The 21,744-nt window shown below is 34.1% G+C and carries 24 protein-coding genes; 22 read left to right on the top strand and 2 right to left on the bottom strand.

What is annotated here, in order from left to right; all coding sequences use genetic code 11:
• Positions 1 to 34: 34 nt before the first annotated feature.
• From AC4AGG_RS09905 to AC4AGG_RS09835, 15 genes are all read left to right on the top strand, one after another.
• Entirely contained in the window at positions 35 to 610 is a 576-nt protein-coding gene (locus AC4AGG_RS09905) for a TerD family protein (protein ID WP_489771834.1), read from the top strand.
• Positions 611 to 616: 6 nt separating this feature from the next.
• The gene (locus AC4AGG_RS09900; protein ID WP_489771833.1) at positions 617 to 1,309 is read left to right on the top strand and encodes an HAD family hydrolase; all 693 of its coding nucleotides are present in this window, start codon (positions 617 to 619) and stop codon (positions 1,307 to 1,309) included.
• 5 nt (positions 1,310 to 1,314) lie between these two features.
• Positions 1,315 to 2,190 carry a phosphoribosyltransferase family protein gene (locus AC4AGG_RS09895; RefSeq protein ID WP_489771832.1) on the top strand — a complete coding sequence of 292 codons (876 nt, stop codon included), beginning with the start codon at positions 1,315 to 1,317 and terminating at the stop codon, positions 2,188 to 2,190.
• Positions 2,130 to 2,684, top strand: coding sequence for a TerD family protein (locus AC4AGG_RS09890; protein WP_489771831.1), 555 nt, complete (start codon positions 2,130 to 2,132; stop codon positions 2,682 to 2,684). The genes AC4AGG_RS09895 and AC4AGG_RS09890 overlap by 61 nt, the downstream gene beginning before the upstream one ends.
• Positions 2,685 to 2,686: 2 nt before the next feature.
• Positions 2,687 to 3,766, top strand: a complete 1,080-nt coding sequence (locus AC4AGG_RS09885) for a toxic anion resistance protein (protein WP_489771830.1) — start codon at positions 2,687 to 2,689, stop codon at positions 3,764 to 3,766.
• A gap of 9 nt (positions 3,767 to 3,775) precedes the next feature.
• Complete coding sequence (locus AC4AGG_RS09880) at positions 3,776 to 4,744, top strand: hypothetical protein (protein ID WP_489771829.1); 969 nt, start codon at positions 3,776 to 3,778, stop codon at positions 4,742 to 4,744.
• A gap of 1 nt (position 4,745) precedes the next feature.
• Complete coding sequence (locus AC4AGG_RS09875; RefSeq protein ID WP_489771828.1) at positions 4,746 to 5,354, top strand: TerD family protein; 609 nt, start codon at positions 4,746 to 4,748, stop codon at positions 5,352 to 5,354.
• An 85-nt stretch (positions 5,355 to 5,439) separates the two neighbouring features.
• Entirely contained in the window at positions 5,440 to 6,120 is a 681-nt protein-coding gene (locus AC4AGG_RS09870; protein ID WP_489771827.1) for a TerD family protein, read from the top strand.
• A gap of 7 nt (positions 6,121 to 6,127) precedes the next feature.
• Positions 6,128 to 6,766 carry a vWA domain-containing protein gene (locus tag AC4AGG_RS09865; RefSeq protein WP_489771826.1) on the top strand — a complete coding sequence of 213 codons (639 nt, stop codon included), beginning with the start codon at positions 6,128 to 6,130 and terminating at the stop codon, positions 6,764 to 6,766.
• Positions 6,767 to 6,769: 3 nt separating this feature from the next.
• A complete protein-coding gene (locus AC4AGG_RS09860) occupies positions 6,770 to 7,408 on the top strand; it encodes a vWA domain-containing protein (protein ID WP_489771825.1) in 639 nt (212 codons plus the stop codon).
• Between the two features lie 13 nt (positions 7,409 to 7,421).
• Entirely contained in the window at positions 7,422 to 8,465 is a 1,044-nt protein-coding gene (locus tag AC4AGG_RS09855; RefSeq protein ID WP_489771824.1) for a TerY-C metal binding domain-containing protein, read from the top strand.
• 2 nt (positions 8,466 to 8,467) lie between these two features.
• Positions 8,468 to 9,871 carry a PP2C family serine/threonine-protein phosphatase gene (locus AC4AGG_RS09850; RefSeq protein WP_489771823.1) on the top strand — a complete coding sequence of 468 codons (1,404 nt, stop codon included), beginning with the start codon at positions 8,468 to 8,470 and terminating at the stop codon, positions 9,869 to 9,871.
• Positions 9,872 to 9,875: 4 nt separating this feature from the next.
• The gene (locus AC4AGG_RS09845; RefSeq protein ID WP_489771822.1) at positions 9,876 to 11,387 is read left to right on the top strand and encodes a helix-hairpin-helix domain-containing protein; all 1,512 of its coding nucleotides are present in this window, start codon (positions 9,876 to 9,878) and stop codon (positions 11,385 to 11,387) included.
• A 29-nt stretch (positions 11,388 to 11,416) separates the two neighbouring features.
• Complete coding sequence (locus AC4AGG_RS09840; RefSeq protein ID WP_489771821.1) at positions 11,417 to 12,451, top strand: TerC/Alx family metal homeostasis membrane protein; 1,035 nt, start codon at positions 11,417 to 11,419, stop codon at positions 12,449 to 12,451.
• A gap of 160 nt (positions 12,452 to 12,611) precedes the next feature.
• A complete protein-coding gene (locus tag AC4AGG_RS09835; protein ID WP_489771820.1) occupies positions 12,612 to 13,649 on the top strand; it encodes a threonine aldolase family protein in 1,038 nt (345 codons plus the stop codon).
• Positions 13,650 to 13,668: 19 nt separating this feature from the next.
• On the opposite strand, the gene AC4AGG_RS09830 is transcribed toward AC4AGG_RS09835, so the two are convergent.
• Positions 13,669 to 14,151, bottom strand: a complete 483-nt coding sequence (locus tag AC4AGG_RS09830) for a hypothetical protein (RefSeq protein ID WP_489771819.1) — start codon at positions 14,149 to 14,151, stop codon at positions 13,669 to 13,671.
• A 157-nt stretch (positions 14,152 to 14,308) separates the two neighbouring features.
• Between AC4AGG_RS09830 and AC4AGG_RS09825 the strand changes: the two genes are divergently transcribed.
• From AC4AGG_RS09825 to recG, 3 genes are all read left to right on the top strand, one after another.
• On the top strand, positions 14,309 to 14,680 hold the full coding sequence (locus AC4AGG_RS09825) for a hypothetical protein (protein ID WP_489771818.1): 372 nt from the start codon (positions 14,309 to 14,311) through the stop codon (positions 14,678 to 14,680).
• Between the two features lie 169 nt (positions 14,681 to 14,849).
• Positions 14,850 to 15,386: a thioredoxin family protein gene (locus tag AC4AGG_RS09820; RefSeq protein ID WP_489771817.1), complete on the top strand. Its 537-nt coding sequence runs from the start codon at positions 14,850 to 14,852 to the stop codon at positions 15,384 to 15,386.
• Between the two features lie 124 nt (positions 15,387 to 15,510).
• On the top strand, positions 15,511 to 17,595 hold the full coding sequence (gene recG, locus AC4AGG_RS09815) for an ATP-dependent DNA helicase RecG (protein ID WP_489771816.1): 2,085 nt from the start codon (positions 15,511 to 15,513) through the stop codon (positions 17,593 to 17,595).
• A gap of 4 nt (positions 17,596 to 17,599) precedes the next feature.
• Here the strand turns inward: recG and AC4AGG_RS09810 are convergent, their stop codons facing one another.
• On the bottom strand, positions 17,600 to 18,094 hold the full coding sequence (locus AC4AGG_RS09810) for a GNAT family N-acetyltransferase (protein WP_489771815.1): 495 nt from the start codon (positions 18,092 to 18,094) through the stop codon (positions 17,600 to 17,602).
• 301 nt (positions 18,095 to 18,395) lie between these two features.
• Here AC4AGG_RS09810 and AC4AGG_RS09805 point away from each other — a divergent pair, with 301 nt between their 5' ends.
• The 4 genes from AC4AGG_RS09805 (at position 18,396) to AC4AGG_RS09790 (ending at position 21,592) form a co-directional block, all read left to right on the top strand.
• Positions 18,396 to 19,271: a pirin family protein gene (locus tag AC4AGG_RS09805; RefSeq protein ID WP_489771814.1), complete on the top strand. Its 876-nt coding sequence runs from the start codon at positions 18,396 to 18,398 to the stop codon at positions 19,269 to 19,271.
• Between the two features lie 140 nt (positions 19,272 to 19,411).
• Positions 19,412 to 19,729 carry a GNAT family N-acetyltransferase gene (locus AC4AGG_RS09800; RefSeq protein ID WP_489771813.1) on the top strand — a complete coding sequence of 106 codons (318 nt, stop codon included), beginning with the start codon at positions 19,412 to 19,414 and terminating at the stop codon, positions 19,727 to 19,729.
• A 96-nt stretch (positions 19,730 to 19,825) separates the two neighbouring features.
• Positions 19,826 to 20,722 carry a pirin family protein gene (locus tag AC4AGG_RS09795; protein WP_489771812.1) on the top strand — a complete coding sequence of 299 codons (897 nt, stop codon included), beginning with the start codon at positions 19,826 to 19,828 and terminating at the stop codon, positions 20,720 to 20,722.
• A 297-nt stretch (positions 20,723 to 21,019) separates the two neighbouring features.
• Positions 21,020 to 21,592 carry a TMEM175 family protein gene (locus tag AC4AGG_RS09790; RefSeq protein ID WP_489771811.1) on the top strand — a complete coding sequence of 191 codons (573 nt, stop codon included), beginning with the start codon at positions 21,020 to 21,022 and terminating at the stop codon, positions 21,590 to 21,592.
• Positions 21,593 to 21,744 lie beyond the last annotated feature (152 nt).

Genomic DNA, 21,744 nt, shown 5'->3' with positions numbered 1-21,744 from the left:
AAACAATTTAATTAATATAAAAAAACAGAAAAGAATGGCAATTAATTTACAAAAAGGTCAGAAGATTGACATCGGATTAACCAAAATGACAATTGGATTAGGTTGGGATCCTAATGAAGGAACAGGACATGATTTTGATCTTGATGCATCTGCAATTATGATAGATTCCAATAGAAAGTTAGTTGGAGAAGAGTATTTTATATTTTATAACAATTTGGTTTCCCCAGATGGAGCTTTGACGCATACAGGAGATGACCCAACCGGAGGCAACAGTGATGGAGATGATGATGAAGCTATTGTAATTGATTTGGAAAAAGTTGATGCAAGAGTAGAAGAGATTCTATTTGTAGTGACTATTGAAGATTTTGAAAGAAGAAAACAAAACTTCGGACAAGTTCGTAATTCTTACATCAGAATTGTTGATAATGGATCTAACGAAGAAATTGCAAAATATGAATTGGACGAAGATTTCTCAATCGAAACAGGAGTAGAATTCGGAAGACTATATAAGCGTAATGGAGCATGGAAATTTGAAGCTTCAGGAATTGGTTACAAAGCTGATTTAGGATTTTTCTTAGAAAAATACTATAATGGTTCGATCATCAAATAATTTTTTTTGAGAGCATTAGAAAATAAGCAAATATCTGAGATTGATTTCTTGACTCATGAACATTTCTCTTTTGATTTGTGGATGACCATTATTAGAAGTAATCCAGAATTCAAACCAAAGAGAAATGTTCTTTTGAAGAAGTTTTTCGTACTCAAAGATGATCTTCCAATAATAGATAAGGTCTTTCGTCACTTTGATAATGTATATAATGGGATTACGGAAAAGACAGGATTGCATGTAACAAGAGAAGAAATTCTTTTACTAATTCTTAGTGAATTGGGTAAGTCCATCAACAATATTGATATGAATGAAGTTCAGCTTTTCTTTGATGAAACAGATCAACTTTTCATGGAAAATATGCCACATATAATTTGGCATGATATTGATGACGTTCTCCAGCTGATAGCAAAAGAAAAAAAAACGGCCAGTTTATTAAGCAACACTGCTTTGATTAATGGTTATCTATTACGAAAAGTCCTGACAACTTTACAGCTTGACCAACTTTTTTCTTTTATGATATTTTCTGACGAAGTTGGAGTATCCAAACCCAATCCAAAAATATTTGAATTGATGTTTGTAGAAATTAATAAATTGAAAACAATAGAAAAAAAACAAATTCTGCATATTGGAGACAATCCGATAGCTGATTATCAAGGAGCTATTAACTTCGGAGTAAAGGCGAAATTGATAAAATTTTAACATAAATGATGAATAATAAAAGGTACAGCTTACACAAGATTTATAATGAATATCGGTGTCCGTTCGATGAGGCTGCGTATAGTCATTTTAAGTTTGGAGATACCTATTTTGCAAAGCTGTTTGCTAAGGATTTGTTCGAAGGGTTTATTAAGGAGTATGGAGAAGAAATAGTAAGACAGAATGAGATTATTTTGTTCCCAAGTCCTTATCATACCATTCCAACCGCATCCAATTATTTGAGCAGCTTTTTCAAAGAATTTTTGAATTATTTTTTGTTCGAAAATGATCGTCCTGCTTGTATTGAAGGTAAAATCCATCGGACTCAGACTTATGCACAAGACTATGGCAATATGAGTTTTGAAGAAAGAATTAACCTGATCTCTAATGACACTTACTACATTGATAGAGATTTTGTAAATGGAAAGTATTGTATCTTTATGGATGATATTAAGATTACAGGAAGTCATGAAAAAACGGTTTGCAAAATTCTTGATCAATATGAAGTAAAGGGTGATTTTGTTTTCGTATATTTTGCGGAGCTGATGAATAATAATGTTCATCCACAAATTGAAAATCACTACAATTATTTCAAGATAAAGACCACCAAAGATTTGACAGAACTGATGGGCGGAAAACATTTCAAATTCAATACAAGAATTACAAAGTATATCTTATTGATGAAGGAAAGTGATTTTGATTTTGTATATGACAATATTTCAGAAGAGCAGAGACTACAAATTATGCATTTGGCAATTAGCAACAACTATCACCAAATGGATGAGTATAAAACTAATATTAATAAATTAAAACATAAATTACAATGGCTATTAACTTACAAAAAGGACAGAGACAAAACATTAACGCACCAAAATTCACTATAGGATTAGGTTGGGATTCTAATAATTCAAGTACTGGAGGTTCATTTGATTTGGATGCTTCGGTTTTCATTCTTAACGAAAATAAAAAATTAGTTTCTGATGAGTTTTTTGTTTTTTATAATAATCTTCAATCTCCAGACAAATCTGTAACGCATACTGGAGATAATCTTACGGGAGAGGGAGATGGTGATGATGAGCAAATTAATATTGATCTTACAGGAATAGATCCACGAGTGAAAGAGATTGTGGTCGTGGTAACCATTCATGAAGCAGATTCCCGTAATCAAAATTTCGGACAAGTAAGAAACTCTTTCATCAGAGTCTTTAATACTGACACCAAGGAAGAAATATTAAAGTATGAATTAGATGAGGATTTCTCTATAGAAACCGCTGTCGAGTTTGGTAGAGTATATGAAAGAAATGGCGAATGGAAATTTGAAGCTGTTGGAAATGGCCAGCGAGATGGATTAGCAAAATATTTAAGTTTATACCAATAATAATGGAGATACAACAAGTTACCAATAACGCCATTGATAAGAATGGGAATGTTGACTTATCTCAGATTAATACTCTTGAGGTACAAAAGTATGATGGAATCGTAAATTCCATTGACGAACATAACCCAAACTCTATCATTAATTTCGGTTCCGAATTACAGAATTCTTTGGCAAGCCAAAGTGACTCTTTTCTTAATAACGTAAGAAAGTCGAATTCTGGCGAGGTCGGAGAGTTAATTAATAAGCTTTTAACAGAACTTAATTACGTCGATGTTGACGAATTAGAAGGGAGTTCTGTCAAAAAATTCTTAAAGAAAATACCATTTCTAAAAAGCATGGTAACTTCTGTTGAAACCTTATTTGTTAAGTATGACAAGATTGTCAATAATATTTCTGATATTTCTAACAAGGTAAATGCAGGAATTATCAATTCGACTAAGGATAATGCGGTTTTGCAGACTATTTTTACAAGCAACGTAGACTCCATCAAAAAGATGGAAGACTACATTATTGCAGGGACTATAAAATTGCAGAAATCAAGAGAAGAGTTAGCTGTTATGGAATCTAATCCAGCCAATTATCTAGATTATCAGATTGCAGATAAGCGAGATTTTGTTAACCGATTAGATAGAAGACTTGCTGATCTTAAAGTAGTAAGATTCATTCTTTTACAGTCTTTACCTCAAATTAGATTGATCCAGAATAACAATGTTTCTATCGCTGAAAAAGCACAGACTATTATGACAACTACTCTTCCAGTTTGGAAAAACCAGTTGACCTTAGCAGTAGCGATGCACAGACAACAACAGAATATTGAAGTTCAGCAAAAAGTATCTCAAACAACGGAAGAAATATTAAGAAGGAACGCTCAAAGGCTACAACAAAATACAATTGATGTTTCCAAAGCTAATGAGCAGACCATTGTTTCTATGGACACGCTTAGGGAGACAACCAGCTCATTAATTAACACACTTAATGAAGTAAAACAGATACAACAACAAGGAACTCAAAATAGACAGCAATTGGATGTAGAGTTAAAAAATTTAGAAGATACTTTGAAAAAGCAAATTCAGAATTCTTAAATATAAAAATTGGACCACGAGAAAGAGATACTAAAACAAAGTAAAAAAAGATTACAAAAACTGAAGCTTCTTAGCAAGTTTTTTGACCAAGTTGAGATTATCAATATTATAATTAAGACCGAGTTAATCCAATCCTATTTCGATACCAAAACCAAAAACGATTTGGATGTTAACAAGTTGGAGTTGTTCCATGTACAATATACAGACAGCTTGATTTCTTTACTCGAGAAAATCAAAAAACAAAAAGAGGCTCAGATACTTGCGATTTATAATGAAATTGATGCTAATCAGGATTATATTGAACAGTATCTCGCTCAAGAAACAGGGAAGAAAAATTTCACGGTCGATCGAAAATTTCACAATGGTTACGTTTCGGAATTTTTAAAATCTTTTTATGATAATCTTGTTGATATTAGAAAAGAACTTAAGATTTCCAAAATTAGAAGTCTTGCCATTGATTACGCATCGGAATATTATCGTAAAACCGCTAAAATAGAATTCTTACTAAGTTTACCAGATGCTAAGTATTATGAGTTTGACAACATCGATGTAGAAAGGAAACTTTTAGGAAAACTTAACACGGCTAATTTCAAAGTTAGATTTGTTTGTGGATACAACATTAACAATCAGATTTTTGAGCTGTTTGAGATTTCCGGAACAACAGAAGATTTTATTTGGAATCAGCAGACCAACGAATTTTACTTTCTTGCAGATGATATTGCCGTGCTATTGGACAGGACTCCCAATACTTCACCAAAGAAAAGTATTGTAGATGATCTTACCAATCGTAATGAAGAATTAAAGAAAAAGGCAGAAGCACTTAAAAGTGAACTTCCTAATGACATTTCTGATATCTTAGTAAGATATCGTGAAAAATTAGAAAATCAAGATGTAATCAATCTTGTAATCAGTGTTGATGAAGAGATGAGTATACTACAATCTATGCTGAATTTAAATTTAAACAACAAATTACAATAAAATGGCTATTAATTTACAAAAAGGACAAAGAATCAATCTTCAAAAAGACAATGGAACTGTTCTTAAAAATGTCTGTGTTGGAGTCAATTGGGGAGCTATCGAGAAAAAAGGATGGTTAGGAACCAAAAAAGAAGCGGTCGATTTGGACGCATCATGTATCTTGTATGATGATGCTAAAAATCCATTGGATGTAATTTATTTTGGACAACTTCAATCCAGAGACGGAGCTGTGAGACATAGTGGAGATGATCTTACAGGTGACTTATCAGGAGATGACGGTTTGGACAACGAGGTTATTACTTTGGATTTTTCCAGACTGGATAGCAGAACCAATTATGTAGCATTTGTTCTTAATAGTTATAAAGGACAAGACTTTGCGACAATTCCATTTGCATCAATTAGGATATATGAAGGATCTCCATCAAGAGTTTCAGAAGTTTTCGCGACCTATAATATTGCGAAAGGAGATAATTTTGCAGGCCATGTTGCAATGGTACTCGGCGTTTTCTATAAAAGAAATGGCGAATGGAAGTTCAATGCAGTTGGAGAACCTACCAAAGACAGAAAACTACAAGAAACAGTTGAAACAGTAAAACAAAACTACCTGTAGAAATCCTTCATCAGTATAATATCAAATTTTGATGGAAATCTAAACTACATATCTAAAATAATAAAAACACTAAAAAATAAATTTTATGGCGATTAGTTTGCAAAAAGGTCAAAAAATTGATCTTAGAAAAAGTTCAGGAGAAGCATTAACCAATTTTTGCGTTGGAGTTAATTGGGGAGCTATCGAAACAGTAAAATCTGGTTTCTTAGGAATAGGAACCAAAAAAGTAGTAGAAGATGTGGATTTAGATCTTAGCTGCATCATGCTCAGCGAAAATGGTGATATGGTAGATTGGATCTATTCCCCAGAATACAATGCTTGGCTGCAGAAAAATAATTTCCCTTTAGGAAAACTTTCTTCTAACGACGGTGGATTACGCCACAGTGGAGACGACAGACAAGGAGATGTTGGAGGAGATGATGGATTAGATAATGAAGTTATTTCTGTTGATCTTACAAGAGTTAACGCTAATGTGGACAAAATTTACTTTTTTCTAAATATTTATCTTAATCCTGGACAGAATTTCGATTTTGCACACATTCCGTTTGCAAAGATTAGGATGTATGAAGGTACTCCTTCTCGAGTTAACAACGTACACTCTAACTATGATATCGTAACAGATGCAAGTTATAGAGGCAAAGGAGCCTTGATTTTAGGTAAGCTTTATCGTAGAAATGGAGAGTGGAAATTTGATGCAATTGGAGACGCTGTAGATGATAAAATGTTTATACAAACTATTGGTAGAATCGTAAAAGATTACAAATAATTTTACGATGAGAAGACTACCTGTTTATCTACTGTTAGACACCTCTGGTTCTATGAATGGAGAACCAATTGAAGCGGTAAAAAATGGTGTTCAGATGATGCTTCATTCTTTACGTCAGAATCCACAAGCAATAGAAACTGCGTATGTCAGTATTATTACCTTTGATCACGAAGCTAATCAGATAGTGCCGCTAACTGACTTGGCTTCGTTCCAAATGGTTGATATTACAGCAAAGAGCACCACTTCTTTAGGCGCTGCTTTGAGTCTGTTAGCTGATCGAATGAATACGGAAATTATTAAGACAACTACCGAGCAAAAAGGTGATTGGAAACCTCTAACCTTCATAATGACGGACGGTATCCCAACAGATGATTGGCAATCGGGTTATGAAAAACTCAAAATGGTCAACAAGGGACTAATTGTTGGTTGTTCCGTTGGTCAAAATGCTGATGAAAAAATTCTGACCCAGATTGCAACTTCTGTGGTAAGATTGGACAATGCGGATTCAGAAAGTATTTCCAAGTTTTTTCAGTGGGTTACAGCCTCAATATCAACAACATCAACGAGAGTGGAAGAAACAGGAATAGATTTGACCAAATCAGATCAGTTACCCCCTCCACCTTCAGAATTAGTAATAGTATCATAAATTATGGACAGAAGACTTTTAGCTTATTTTTTATTGGATACTTCGGGATCCATGAGAGGAGAACCCATTGCTGCACTTAACAATGGATTCAATGGTTTGATTAGTATGTTGAGAGCAGATCCTCAAGCAATGGATTCTTTATACATTAGTGTAATCACTTATGATCGAGAGGTTAATAATATTATTCCACTAATTGATTTGGCAAGTTTTCATCCAATAGAAATCAAATGTCCCGAAAGCGGTCCCACGCATACAGGAGAGGCATTGGAGATGGTTCATACCTTAGTCAACAAGGAAGTTATAAAAGGATCTGTTGATAGAAAAGGAGATTGGAAACCATTACTTTTTATTTTTACAGATGGTAAGCCTTCCGATTTGCAGAAGTATAGGGAAATGCTGCCCAGGATTAAGTCATTGGATTTTGGAGTTATTGTTGGATGCGCAGCAGGTCCAAAAGCAGAAGTAACCTATTTGCAAGATCTCACACAAAACGTTGTCAAATTAGATACTACAGATGCAACAACTTTAACTACATTTTTCCAATGGGTAAGTTCTTCCATAGAAATGGGAGGAAAATCTCAAGGAACTGGAGAGGCTATCACATTGCCTCCGCCACCAAGTGAATTAAATATAGTTGTCTAAAAACACATAAAAAATGAGAAGATTACCAATATATTTTTTAATAGATATTTCCGAGTCAATGGTTGGTGAACCCATTGAACAAGTGCAAGAAGGAATTGCAACTATTATCAAGGAATTGAAAACCGATCCTTATGCTTTGGAAACAGTTTGGGTTTCAATTATAGGATTTGCAGGAAGAAGTAAGATTATTACGCCATTGCAAGATGTCATAACATTTTATCCCCCAAAAATTCCAATAGGAAGCGGTACTTCCTTATCCAGAGGACTTGAAGAATTAATGAACTCGATAGATCGGGATATTGTAAAAACTACTTATGAAAGGAAAGGGGATTGGAAACCAATAGTTTTCTTATTTACTGATGGAATACCTACCGATAATGTAGACGCAGCATTCGATCGATGGAATACCAATTATAGAACCAAATGTAATCTTATTATCATTTCACTTGGAGATAACACCAATGTTAACTTATTAGGAAAGATATCCGAACAGGTGCTAATGTTTAATAATACTGATGCTAATTCTTATAAGGAATTCTTCAAATGGGTTACTGCTTCCATTAAAGCAACCAGTGAAAATATTAACAATACAAATACGGACGGGATCAACCTTAGTAAGACTAATTCTGATATCATTGAGAAAGTGGATTTGTCGAAAAATCATTCGGTGCCTGATAATAATTATGTTGTCCTGAGTGGAATGTGTTCTACCAACGAAAAAATGTATTTATTAAAGTATAAGAAATCTCTTCAAGAATCTAACATTCCAGGGTGGAATACAAGATACTATAAAATTGAAGGCGCCTATCGAATCGATGAAAATTCTTACCGAGAATATTCTGAAGGTGCTGTTAATTCTAACAAAATATCAAGTGAAGAAATCTATGGAAATCCTTCCTGTCCTTGCTGTGGAAACCATATTGCTTTAGCGACTTGTCAATGTGGAGGAATCCACTGTATAAGTGGTGAAGGACAAGCAAAATGTCCTTGGTGTGGCAATGTTGGTCATTACGGTATGGCAGAAGGAGGGTTCGATATTAATAGAACTTTAGGGTAGGAATGGAACAACTTATCAAGATACTTCAAGAAAATCAGATTGAAAGTAATCCCCTTGTTGAAAAAACACTAATTAAATTAAAACAAAATCAGAATATCCAAAATTTGTCTCAGACAATCTCGGATCTCAAAAGCCAATTGCTACAATTTTTTATGAAGTATAGAGACATAGAAGAGTTTCAAGATGCCCATTTTTTGATACCCAATGCTAATGTAAAGAAGTTGTACGAGCACATCTTTGATACCAGTACATTTCCGAATATTAGAATAACAGAAATTAGAAATCTTGATTTAGTTGGTTTGCAATATGATCCACAGGAAAATCGAATTTTCGGTATTCCAACGTCGGCTAATACTATTGAGATCGAAATCGTGTTTTTCAGTATTAATGATCAAGAATTTGAAGAGTCCACAAAGACCATACCTTTCATTATTAATGCTGATCCCAAGGATCTTTGGCTTAACAAACCAAGCTCTCCTGATGCACGTTTTCCAAAGAAGGATGAAGACAAATTCTCTTCCAGTTTTCTGGATAAGAAAATCGTTATTGCTTCAAAAAGGGGAAGATCTCATGCCCATGAAGGAAGTTTTCGAGATGACGATTTTTGTGTGAAGAATTTACCAAACGATTGGGCTATCATTGCAGTTGCAGATGGAGCTGGTTCCGCTGAGTTTGCCAGAGTGGGTTCTCACCTTGCAACACAAAAGATAGCAGAAAGTTTTGATAATGAAGAACTCTTGATATCTCTTTCTAAAGATGTGACTAATTACTTTACCAAAAGTTCTGTAGAAAAACAAAAAGGTAGCGCTTCTGATATCTCACAAGTTGAAAGCAAAAGACTAATAATCAACTTATTGTATCACAATGTAAAAAAGCTATTTGCTGATTTAGAATTTTTTGTTGGTAGTGAAGGTATTTCGCTGAAGGATATTCATTCGACGTTAATATTCGTATTAGTCAAGAAATTTGATTTTGGGTACGTCACTCTGTCATTTGGTGTTGGAGACTGTCCAATCAATGTTTTATGGGACAACGATTCTCAAGTAAAGTTGCTTAACTTTCTTGATGTCGGCGAATTTGGTGGAGGTACACGTTTCATTACTATGCCGGAAATTTTTGGAAAGCCAGAGGTTATGGTGAATCGTTTTGGGATTAACTGTTTCAAAGATTTTTCTAAACTTTTCTTAATGACAGACGGTATTTATGATCCTAAGTTTGTTGTTGAAAGTAAATTAGAAAATAACGAAAGTTGGGATGCTTTTCTGAAAGATTTAGATGGTGAAAATGATGACAAAGCTAAAGTTGATTTTATTAATGATGAAGGAATTGAAATTCAATTACTAACATGGTTAGACTTTTGGAGCAAAGGAAATCACGATGACAGAACTTTAGCAATTATATATTGATTTTATGAGTATTGTAAGAGTTAATTCGATTATAGAGAGTTCGAGATCATACGAATATATAGATGACGGAAATCCAAAAAAAGGAGGAGTCAAAGATATCTATTTTTCGCCTGATCGCAAATATGTTGTTGCTTTTTTTCGCGATCCTTTAGATTTCAATCAGAAGGACCGGATCAAAAGAATTGTATCCTTATATCTGGACAATATCAAAAAAGGAAACAGTCCCGATTATTATTTGGACGAAATATTTAGATGGCCTTATGATGCTGTCGAAAAGAATGGAAAAACAGGTGTAATTGTGCCCATCTATAAGTCCAAATTCTTTTTTTCAAAGGGTTATGCCGCTAATGAAACCATTAAAGGAGGAGAGAAGGTGGGGAAGTGGTTCACTACTCCTTCCTTCCGAGATAAAAAGTATCCGCTTGCTCTTGATAAATCGGAATTGGGAGATTGGCTAAGCTACTTTCAAATTGCCATCAATATTTCCCGAGGTGTCAAAAAAATGCACCAAATGGGATTGGCTCATTCTGATTTATCATATAATAACGTTTTGGTTGATCCTGTTACAAAGGCTGCCACTATTATTGATATTGATGGATTAGTAGTTCCTGGATTATTCCCTCCAGAAGTTATTGGCACAGCAGACTTTATCGCACCAGAAGTTTTGAAAACTAAGCATCTACCACTTCAAGATAATGACAGAATTTTACCCAATCAAAAAACCGATTTACATGCCTTAGCGGTATTGATTTACATGTACTTATTGAGGAGACACCCTCTAAGAGGTGGCAAAATCTGGGATTTGGATTCTGAGAGAGACGAAGTATTATCCATGGGTGAAAAAGCCATCTTTGTTGAACATCCAACAGACACAACCAATAGGGTGAAAGCAGATCATCTTAAAAGATGGAATCATTTTTGGGGTGATCCTAACAAAATTCCGTTTACGGTTACTGGGCCTTATATTTCAGACCTCTTCAAAAGAGCATTTATCGATGGACTTCATAATCCTATGCTTCGTCCAATTGCTAATGAATGGGAAACCGCACTTTTGAAGACTGTTGATCTAATTCAACCTTGCAGTAATCCAAGTTGTGACGAAAAATGGTATGTTTTTGACAATACTTCACGACCAAAATGTCCTTTTTGTGGCACTCCGCATCAAGGAACATTGCCCGTAGTTGATCTCTATTATAAATATAAAGATGATGTTTGGAAACCAGAAAATCACCGATTAATGGTTTATCATAATCAATATCTTTTCAAATGGCATGTTTCCAGAAAGGTGATTAGAAATGAAAGCCTAACCGAAATGGATAAAAAACCTGTCGGATACTTTACATTCCACCAAAATAGATGGGTTTTGGTAAATCAATCATTGCCTAATCTGAGAGATTTGACAGACAATGTACAAGTTCCGATCAATTCAATGGTTGAGCTTACAGATGGAAAAAAAATAATGTTGTCCGATGAAGATGGCGGAAGATTGATGTATATAACATTAACTAATAAATAAAAGTAGTAAAATAGAAACAAAATTAAATTATGGATAAAAGTATTATTGATTTGCACCCTGGACTTGTTATAGGTTTTGCTGTAGTCGTTGTGGTGATGCTCCTATTGGATCTTGGGATTTTCAACAAAAAAGCGCATGAAGTAACTTCGAAAGAAGCAACAATTTGGACTATTGTCTGGATTTCGTTGGCAATGATTTTTTCTGGAGTTGTGTATTGGGTTTTTAATCAAGATCAAGGTGGACATGCTTTGGCAATCGAAAAATTTACACAATTTCAAGCTGCTTATTGGATAGAGAAAGCTCTTTCAGTGGATAACTTGTTTGTATTCATCTTGGTTTTTGGATTCTTCAAAGTTCCGAGGCACTTACATCACAAGGTCTTATTTTGGGGGATTATTGGAGCACTTGTTTTCCGTGCGATTTTCATTTTCGCAGGAATAGGTATAATTAACCTTACCTACCTACCAGAATGGAATATCTTTGGACAGCCTGTAAGAATTAATGTTGTAATGACCCTGTTTGGATTGTTTTTGGTTTGGGCTGGAATCAAATCTTGGGGCGGAGGAGACGACGATGAAGAGGAAGATTTCAGTGAGTCAGCTGGAGCTCGATTAGTGAAAAAATTCTGGAAGGTTTCTGACAACTATGATGGAGATAAATTCTTCACTGTTAAAAATGGAATCAAAATGGCAACTCCTTTACTATTAGTAGTAGCTGTTATTGAGTTTACAGACGTATTGTTTGCGGTAGATTCTATACCAGCAATCTTTGCGATTTCTAAAGATCCATTCATTCTTTATACCTCAAATATCTTTGCTATATTAGGATTAAGATCATTATACTTCTTGCTTTCTAATTTCATTCATATGTTCAGCAAACTTCCATATGGACTGGCTATTATTTTGAGTTTCATTGGCGTTAAAATGTTAATTTCACCATGGTTCCACATTCCTTCGCCTATCTCATTAGGTATCGTTGCAGGAATATTAATCATTTCGGTGGCATTGTCAATAATGTTTCCAGAGAAAGAGGAGGAGAAAGAAGGCACAACAGAAGGAGAGTAGTAGACCAATCTTGTTGTACTATTTCAATATTCAACTATAAAAATGCAAAACTTGAAATGAAGAAGATGCCTTCTGAATTTCAAGTTTTTTTTATTAAAAATTCGAATTTTTAGAAATTAATCAATTAGCACTTCTTCAAAAATTACACTATTTTTGAACCATGAAATACAGTTTTAAAAACGATTACTCAGAAGGTTGCCATCCTAGGATTTTAGAGGCGTTGTTGCAAACAAATCAGGTGCAGCAGAATGGTTATGGTTTGGATGAGTATAGCCAACAAGCGATCGAAATTATTAAAGAAAAAATAGGAAATCCTAATGCTAAAATCGTTTTTGTTTCTGGTGGTACTCAAGCTAATCTGTTAAGTATTTCAGCATTTTTGCGTCCTCATGAAAGTGTAGTTGCAGCAACAACTGCACATATTTTCACGAACGAAACTGCCGCCATTGAAGCGACTGGACACAAAGTCCATGCGATCGAAACAATGGACGGGAAAATCAAACCTTCAGATATTCAGTCAATAATTGATCAACACCAAAATATCCCTCATCAAGTCAAACAGAAGTTAGTCTATATCTCTAATGCAACTGAGGTCGGAACTGCATATTCCAAAAAGGAATTAGAAGATTTGTATCAATATTGCCAATCAAAAAAACTTTTGCTTTTTATGGATGGAGCTCGATTGGGACACGCTTTAACTAATGAAAAAAATGATCTAACATTGCAAGAAATTGCAGCATTTACAGATGCTTTTTACTTGGGTGGGACCAAAAATGGAGCATTAATAGGAGAGGCCATCATCATCAATAACAAAGACTTACAAGAGGAATTTGAGTTTCATGTAAAGCAAAAAGGTGCGCTTTTAGCCAAAGGAAGACTTTTAGGCATTCAGTTTTTGGAATTATTTCGTGATGATTTATATTTTGATTTGGCAAAACATGCAAACGATCAGGCGATGAAAATCAAAAAAGCTTTTCAAGATATTGGATGTACATTTTTGTCAGAAACTTTTACCAATCAGATTTTCCCGATTCTTAACCAAAAGCGAATCGAGGTTTTATCTAAGAATTACGACTTCTATATCTGGAAAAAAATATCGGAAGACCAATCTGCAATCCGCTTGATTACATCTTGGAATTCCGATGATAATATTGTTAATCAGTTGATATCTGATATACAGAGTTTAACTCAAGGATAACTAAAAATTGACTTTTTGTTTATTTAAAATTTTTGCATGTTCCAGGTTCTAAAACATATCCATTAGTGAATTTTAGACCTTTTGTGCTTGTATACTTACCGCTATCATCACGATTACCAGTACCTTCTTGTAATTCTTGTCCAGATTTCAAAAGCCAAATTTCTTTGCTGATATCTGTATCACCATTTTTATACATAAAATCAAGCTTTAGAGTATCACCTTCAAATAATCCAACAACGTCACCAGATTGTGTAATGCTATCATTTTTAGCATCTTTAAAAATCATTTTACCTGTAACGGTACCAAGATTGTCGCTGTATTGCAACTTCACCGAATCATTTCCAGACAATCCTGCATAACATAGCGTTGCAATCTCAGTAATTTCCATGTCGCTTTCGTTGACTTTAAGAGAATCCTTCGTAACGTCACTAATTCCAGAATCATTTTTTTTACAACTCAATAATGAAACTGCGCTCACAAGGATTAAAAAAAACTTTTTCATAGTTCTATTCAAATTTTCCATAAATTTAAGTATTTTCTATCAAAGAGGAAAAATACATCTGGATATTATGTTAAATTTCATGTATAAATCCTAATCGCTGAGAATCGCGTAAAAATTTTAGAACTGGACTTTGTCCGAAATAAAACAAAAATAAGCAATGAAATTTTTTAGAATTTTGACGGTCATCCTTATAATAATGCAGCTCATTGTGAGATGCAGTAAGGATAATCATCTGAAAAGTTTAAAATATCAATTGGAGACGCCTGGTAATACTTGGTTATTGGAAGTTGAAGATTTAGCTAAACCTAATAAGAAAATTATTACAGAGCTTATTTTTAAAGATGACGGTTACGCATATGAAACCGAAAGCATTCTTAATTATCCTTGGAAAATTAATGAAGAAGGCAAAATTCTGATCCTTAACAATAAGGTTTTTATCATACAGAAGTATGATCAACAGAAAGTATATTTATACGATGAAAAAAAGAACAGATTAGCATTTCTCACCCTCAACCGCTCTTCAAAGTAAAATCCTATAATTTATATTATGTTAAATTGGATATTTTTAACGAATGGAAAATTTAAGAAAAGATTAACCAAATAGTAACTTGACAAACCCTCCGACTAAAACAATTTTTATATACCTTTGATAAATGTTAGCCAGATAACTTGGCAAATTAATTGTTACCAAATATTATATGCGTAGATTCTTATTGCTTTTAATTGTTTTGGTGAGTGTGTTAGTCCGCGCTCAAATCAATTGGCTGCCTTTACAAGAAGCTTTGGAAGCGCAAAAAACTACCCCAAAAAAAATTCTTATTTTTTTCTACGCAGATTGGTGTAAGCCTTGCGCTGAAATGAGCAAGAGCACTTTTCAGCATCCCATCATTCAGAATATCATTAACGAACATTATTATCCTGTACGATTTAATATTCAGGGTAATGACACTGTTAATATGTATGGAAGAACTTTTGTGAATACTCAATATTCTCCTACAATCAAGCAAAATGCGAAAATGCATGAGTTTACCACGTATATGAATGTTAATGGTACGCCGAGTTTTGTTTTTTTAGATGAGTATTCTAGTACCATCACCCTTCTACAAGGCGGAATGACCGAAAAAGAAATCGAACCTTATCTTACTTTTTTTGGTACTGATGATTATAAAAAAGTAAAAACTCGAAAAGATTGGGAAACTTACCAGAGAAAATTTAAATCTTCAATTAAGGATTAAAAAACAGACCTTTCTGCGTTCCAAAATTGGGACAGGTTTTCAATTTTATCAAAATCTTAAAATCAAAATTTGGGTTTTTTCTTAAATTTCCCGAAATTTCCACATTCTTGTTGATGCGTTGAAAATGACACTTGATACCCCAATCGAATATATCAAAGGAATTGGTCCAGAACGAGCTAAACTTTTAGCTGTTAATCTTGGCTTTCAAAAGGTAGAAGACCTCCTCTCCTTCTACCCGATTCGATATTTGGATAAGAGCAAAATTTATAAAGTCGTCAATCTGTCCGAAGATATTTCTGAAGCACAACTCAAAGGAAAAATTTCTAAACTCGAAGAAACTGGTATTGGTCGAGGAAAGCGCTTGACAGCACAGTTTTCCGATGAAACAGGAACCATAGAATTGGTGTGGTTTCAGTATTCAAGTTGGATGAAGGAGCAGATTCCTCAGAATCGAACGATGTATATTTTTGGTAAAATTAATTCCTTCAATGGGAAATTTACCATGGCTCATCCCGAAATTGAGACAGAAGAAAATAGACCGAAAGAATTGCGATTGACTCCAGTCTATTCCAGTTCGGAAAAGCTGACCAAAAGAGGCATTAACCAGACTTTTTTTAGAAAAATTTTGGCCAATATTCTGAAAGAAATTTCTGGAAATTTGGAAGAAAATCTTTCTGAATCTTTATTGGAAAAGTATCGTCTCTTTTCTCGGAAAAATGCAACGATTAATATCCATTTCCCTAGAAGTCAAGAGCATTATGAACAAGCTGACCGCCGAATCAAATTTGATGAAGCTTTTTTCTTTCAATTAAGTTATGGACTCAAGAAAAATCATCATAAAAAATTTGCACAAGGACATCCTTTTCGCAATGTAGGAAACCACTTCAATGATTTTTATAAAAATCATTTGCCTTTCCAATTGACCAATGCACAGAAAAATGTGTTGAAGGAAATCCGAACAGACATGAAGAAACCCATCCAGATGAACCGACTTTTGCAAGGGGACGTTGGTTCTGGAAAAACAATGGTTGCCCTTCTCGCTATGTTGATTTCGGTCGATAATGGATTTCAAAATTGTATGATGGCTCCCACCGAAATTCTTGCACAGCAACATTATAATACTTTGAAAGAGCTGTTGCGAGAGACGGAAATTAACATTCAGCTTTTGACTGGTTCTACTAAAAGCTCCGAAAGAAAAATCATTCACGAGCAGCTTCATGATGGGAGTTTACAAATATTAGTAGGTACTCACGCTGTTTTGGAAGACAAAGTGAAGTTCAAAAATTTGGGACTTGCCATTATTGACGAGCAACATCGCTTTGGAGTTGCACAAAGAGGAAAACTTTGGGCAAAAAATAAAATTCCACCCCATATACTAATTATGACGGCAACCCCGATTCCAAGGACTTTGGCGATGAGTTTTTATAGTGACCTCGATGTTTCAGTCATTGATGAACTTCCCATCGGGCGAAAACCAATAATCACGGCTCATCGTAGAGAAAGAGACCGGACTTATGTCTATCGTTTTTGCTTGGAAGAAATCAGAAAAGGACGCCAAATTTATTTCGTTTATCCATTGATTGAAGAGTCAGAAGTCTTGGAGTATAAAAACCTAAACGACGGCTACGACCATCTTGTGCAGTTCTTTAATGAATATGAAGTGGCCATGCTTCACGGTAAGATGAAACCCGAAGACAAAGACAAAGTCATGCAACGTTTTGCGAAAGGAGAAACGAATATTTTGGTTTCAACAACGGTTATTGAAGTCGGCGTTAACGTTCCTAATGCCAGTGTAATGGTCATTGAAAGCGCTGAAAAATTCGGACTTTCTCAATTGCACCAGCTTAGAGGACGTGTTGGGCGTGGTGCAGAACAAAGTTATTGTATCCTAATGACGTCTGATAAATTGAGTGCAGACGCCCGTTTTCGTCTAAAAACAATGTGCGAGACCAATAATGGATTTGTTATTTCTGAAGCAGATTTGCAGTTGCGCGGTCCTGGTGACATTATGGGAACTCAACAAAGCGGAAGTTTGGATTTCAAGAAACTAAATGTAGTCAACGACGGTAATATTATCAAAGCTGCAAAAGATGAAGTCCAAGAGCTCTTAAATAAAGACCCTGAACTTCACTTAACCCAAAACCAAAAAATGAAAGAATTTTACCTCAAAAACTACAACTCCAAGCACAAATGGGGCAAGATTTCTTAGACCTTTAGACTCTACATTCCATCAAGTAATCGTCCATCACATAGCCATTTCCAATATCGAAAACTGCTTCGTCATAAACAGAAAAACCTTGTGACTCATACACCGATTTCGCAGGATTATTTTTGTTGACGGTTAATATAATTCGATTATTTCCAGCGCTTTTTGCCCAATTTTTGACAAAAGTTAATGCCAACTTACCCAACCCCTTCCCTTTTTCGGATTTCAGTAAATACAAGCGGTGCAATTTTGTTGTTTGAGCTTCATAATCCTTTTCGAAGCCTATGATTCCAACGCTTTCTTCATTTTCATTAAAAATTAAAAAATAGAAATAATTGGGATTATTCAATTGAAATTGAAGTTCAGCATCAGAGTACATCTTTCCCAACATGTATTCAATTTGTTCATTAGAAATAATTCCGGGATAATTTTCTCTCCATGATTGCTGAGCAATTTTTTGGATATTTGAGATATCTTCTATTTGGGCTTCGATGATTTTCATGGTTTAAAATTAATGTATTTTGATGGAATAAATTCACCACAATTTTAAAATTAAAATTTTTAGAAAAGCAAAAATTAGATCTCCCAGAGCAATTGTGAGAGTTTAATTAAATTCATGCAATACTTTCAATAAGTGTATTTATATAAAATATAATCAATTATTTATATAATTAAATTTCAAAAATTAATTTAGCATTATTTCTTATAACGAACTTATCCTACATCAATGCGCTCGACGTTTATAGATTGTAACTTTGCTCAAGAATAAAAGTTCAATCGTTAAATAAAAAATGAGATATACAATGACCACAAAAAAAGTTGAAATGGTGGTGCAACCAAGACCTGCACATTTTGTTGGGGATGGTTTTAGAGTACATAATTTTATTCCGAGCGGTTATCGTTTGGATATGAAAAGAATGGATCCGTTCCTGATGTTAGATTATAATTCGAAATTTCATTTTGGAGCAACCAATACACCAAGAGGCGTTGGTGTACATCCTCATCGTGGTTTTGAAACCGTTACAATAGCTTATCAAGGTAAAGTAGAACACCACGATTCTGCAGGTGGTGGTGGAATCATCGGACAAGGTGATGTACAGTGGATGACTGCAGCTTCAGGGGTCTTACATAAAGAATTTCACGAAAAAGAGTGGGCAAAAGAAGGTGGGATTTTCCAAATGGTTCAATTGTGGGTGAATTTACGTGCAAAGGATAAGATGAGTCTTCCAAAATATCAAGCGATTAAAAATCAAGAAATGAAAATCGTTGATTTGGGCGAAAACGGACTGATTGAAGTTATCGCAGGAGATTACAATGGAGAAAAAGGCCCTGCTTCCACATTCAGTCCTGTTCACATGATGAATGCAAAATTAAAATCAGGAGGAAAAGCGGAGTTCAGTTTCCCTGCAAATTTCAATACTTCAGCTTTGGTAATCGAAGGAAGCATTATTGTAAATGGAGATGAAAAAGTTCCAACCGATAATTTTGTATTGTTCGAAAACGAGGGAGAAACTTTCACTATCGAAGCAAGCGAAGACGCAATTGTTTTAATTTTAAGTGGTGAACCTTTGAATGAGCCTATTTTTCCTCATGGTCCATTTGTGATGAATACAAGAGAAGAAATCATTCAAGCTTTTGAAGATTTCAACACTGGTAAATTTGGGTACTTGGAGGATTAGTAATTTTAAATTCTAAATTTTAAATTATAGATTAATGTTGAATGTTTAATTCCTAATGAGTAAATTTGAAATAAGCATTCAACATTTTTTTCTATCTAAAATCTGACGTCTAAAATCTAATTTCTAATACTAAAAAAAACATGAAACCCGAATTCGAAAACATTCCGCTTGTAAAAAACGAAGCTGAAAAACGCTTTGAATTAGAATTTGAAGGCTACACGGCTTTTATTCAATATGGTGAACTTCCTGACCTAATTGCATTAGTCCATACTGAAGTTCCAGTCGAATTAGAAGGAAAAGGCGTTGGAACTGCTTTAGTTGAAAAAACGTTGGAAGCCATTGAAAAAACTGGAAAAACAATCATGCCATATTGTGCTTTCATTTTCGCCTATATCAAAAGACATCCTCAATGGAAACGTTTGGTTTCTGAGAATTTTCCGTACTATTCACAACTATAAAAAGCTATTAGATTTTAGAAGTTAGATATTAGATTAAAACATCTTAATTTTCATTTTCTAAAAATCTAATTTCTAACTTCTAACATCAATATAAATATGCAATCCAACGTAGGACTTATACTCGAAGAGAAATCAGCTGATATCGGCAATTTTTTAGTCGGTCGACTTCTTCCCTTTCGTGAAAAACGAGCAGTCGGACCTTTCCTTTTCATTGATCACATGGGACCAACATGTTTGAAAGAATTTCAAAACTTGGATGTTCCTCCTCATCCTCATATTGGACTTTCGACTTTGACTTATCTTTTTGAAGGTTCTATTTTTCATCGAGACAGCCTTGGAAACGCCATCGAAATCAAACCCGGTGAAGTTAATTGGATGACTTCCGGAAAAGGTGTTGTTCATTCGGAAAGAACACCTGAATATTTGAGAAACTCGCCTCAATTTTTGCATGGTTTTCAGATTTGGATTGGTCTTCCAAAGCATTTAGAACAAAGTGAGCCTACCTTTCATCATATTGACAAAAAAAATATTCCTGAATGGGAAGAAAACGGAATTCAATTCAAATTGATTGCAGGGGAATTTAAGGATAAAAAATCTGCAGTTCCCGTGCATAGTCCGCTCTATTTTTTAGAAATTAAAACTGAAAAAGTAGAAAAAATAAAGATCGGGAAACACCTTTTCGGTGAAGTCGGAATGTACGTTTTAGAAGGAACTGTAAAAATTGAAGGCAACGATTATGGAAGCAAACAATTATTAATTGCAAAAAATTCCAATCTCTGCGAGTTTGAAACCAATGGAGAAACAACATTATATCTTTTTGGTGGAGAACCCTTCCCTGAAGAGCGTTTTATGTTTTGGAACTTTGTAAATTCCGATAAAGAACTCATCGAAAAAGCGAAGAAAAATTGGTTTGACCAAAATCTTGAGGTATTCCCGAAAGTTCCAGGTGATGAAAACGAGTTTGTTCCTTTACCAAAAGTAATTTTTAAGTAATTTTAAATGTTGAATTTTAAGAGCCTATTTAAATTTGTAAAATGTTTTTACCATTAAGGATTTAAGAGTTTTTAGCTTAATGATTCTTATTTAAAATCAAATTTTTGATTTCTTATTAAATACAACTTAATTATCTGAATATTAAAATTCAGAATAAACAAAGTTTATTTGTTTAAGAAAATTAAGCAAAAAGCTGTAATAAAAATCATTAAATAAAATTTGAACGGGCTGTAAATTCTCAATTAAAGAAAAGTCTCAAATCTCGCATCTCAAATCTAATTTCTAACATCTAAAAAAATGAACACAGGAAGATTAGAAGCCTTTAGTGACGGCGTTCTAGCGATAATCATTACCATTATGGTTTTGGAACTGAAAGTTCCGGAAGGAAGTAGTTTTGAAACTCTTAAGCCATTAATTCCAAAATTTGTTTCCTACATTCTGAGTTTTATCTATGTTGGAATCTATTGGAACAACCATCATCACTTGTTCCAAGCGATTGAAAAAGTGAATGGAAAAGTATTATGGGCGAATTTGTTTTTGTTGTTTTCTTTGTCGCTTATTCCGTTCACCACAGGTTGGATGGGCGAAAATCACTTCGAAAAAAATCCCGTTGCTTTGTACGGATTCAATCTGTTTTTATGTGCCATTGCTTTTGTGATATTACAAAAAACCGCCATGAGTTATGAAGGTGAAGATTCTAAAATAAAGATCGCACTACGTAACAACACCAAAGAATATCTTTCCGTTTCACTATATTTTATTGGATTGATTTCATCATTTTTCATTCCGATGATTGCGATGGCTTGTTACACGGCAGTTGCCATTATTTGGCTCATTCCCGATACTCGAATTGAAAAAACTTTAAAATAATTAGTTACCGCAGATGAACATAATATTTTCAAAAACTAAAGTTCATACAATTATTAATTGTTTTGGGAAATTTGATTTTTGTATTCTTACTTTATTTTTTCAAGAGAAATTATTTACTTTACAAATAAAAATACAATGAGCTTTTTTAAAAA

This window comes from Chryseobacterium sp. CG10_8, assembly GCF_058117085.1.
This window is presented reverse-complemented; position numbering and strand designations above follow the sequence as displayed.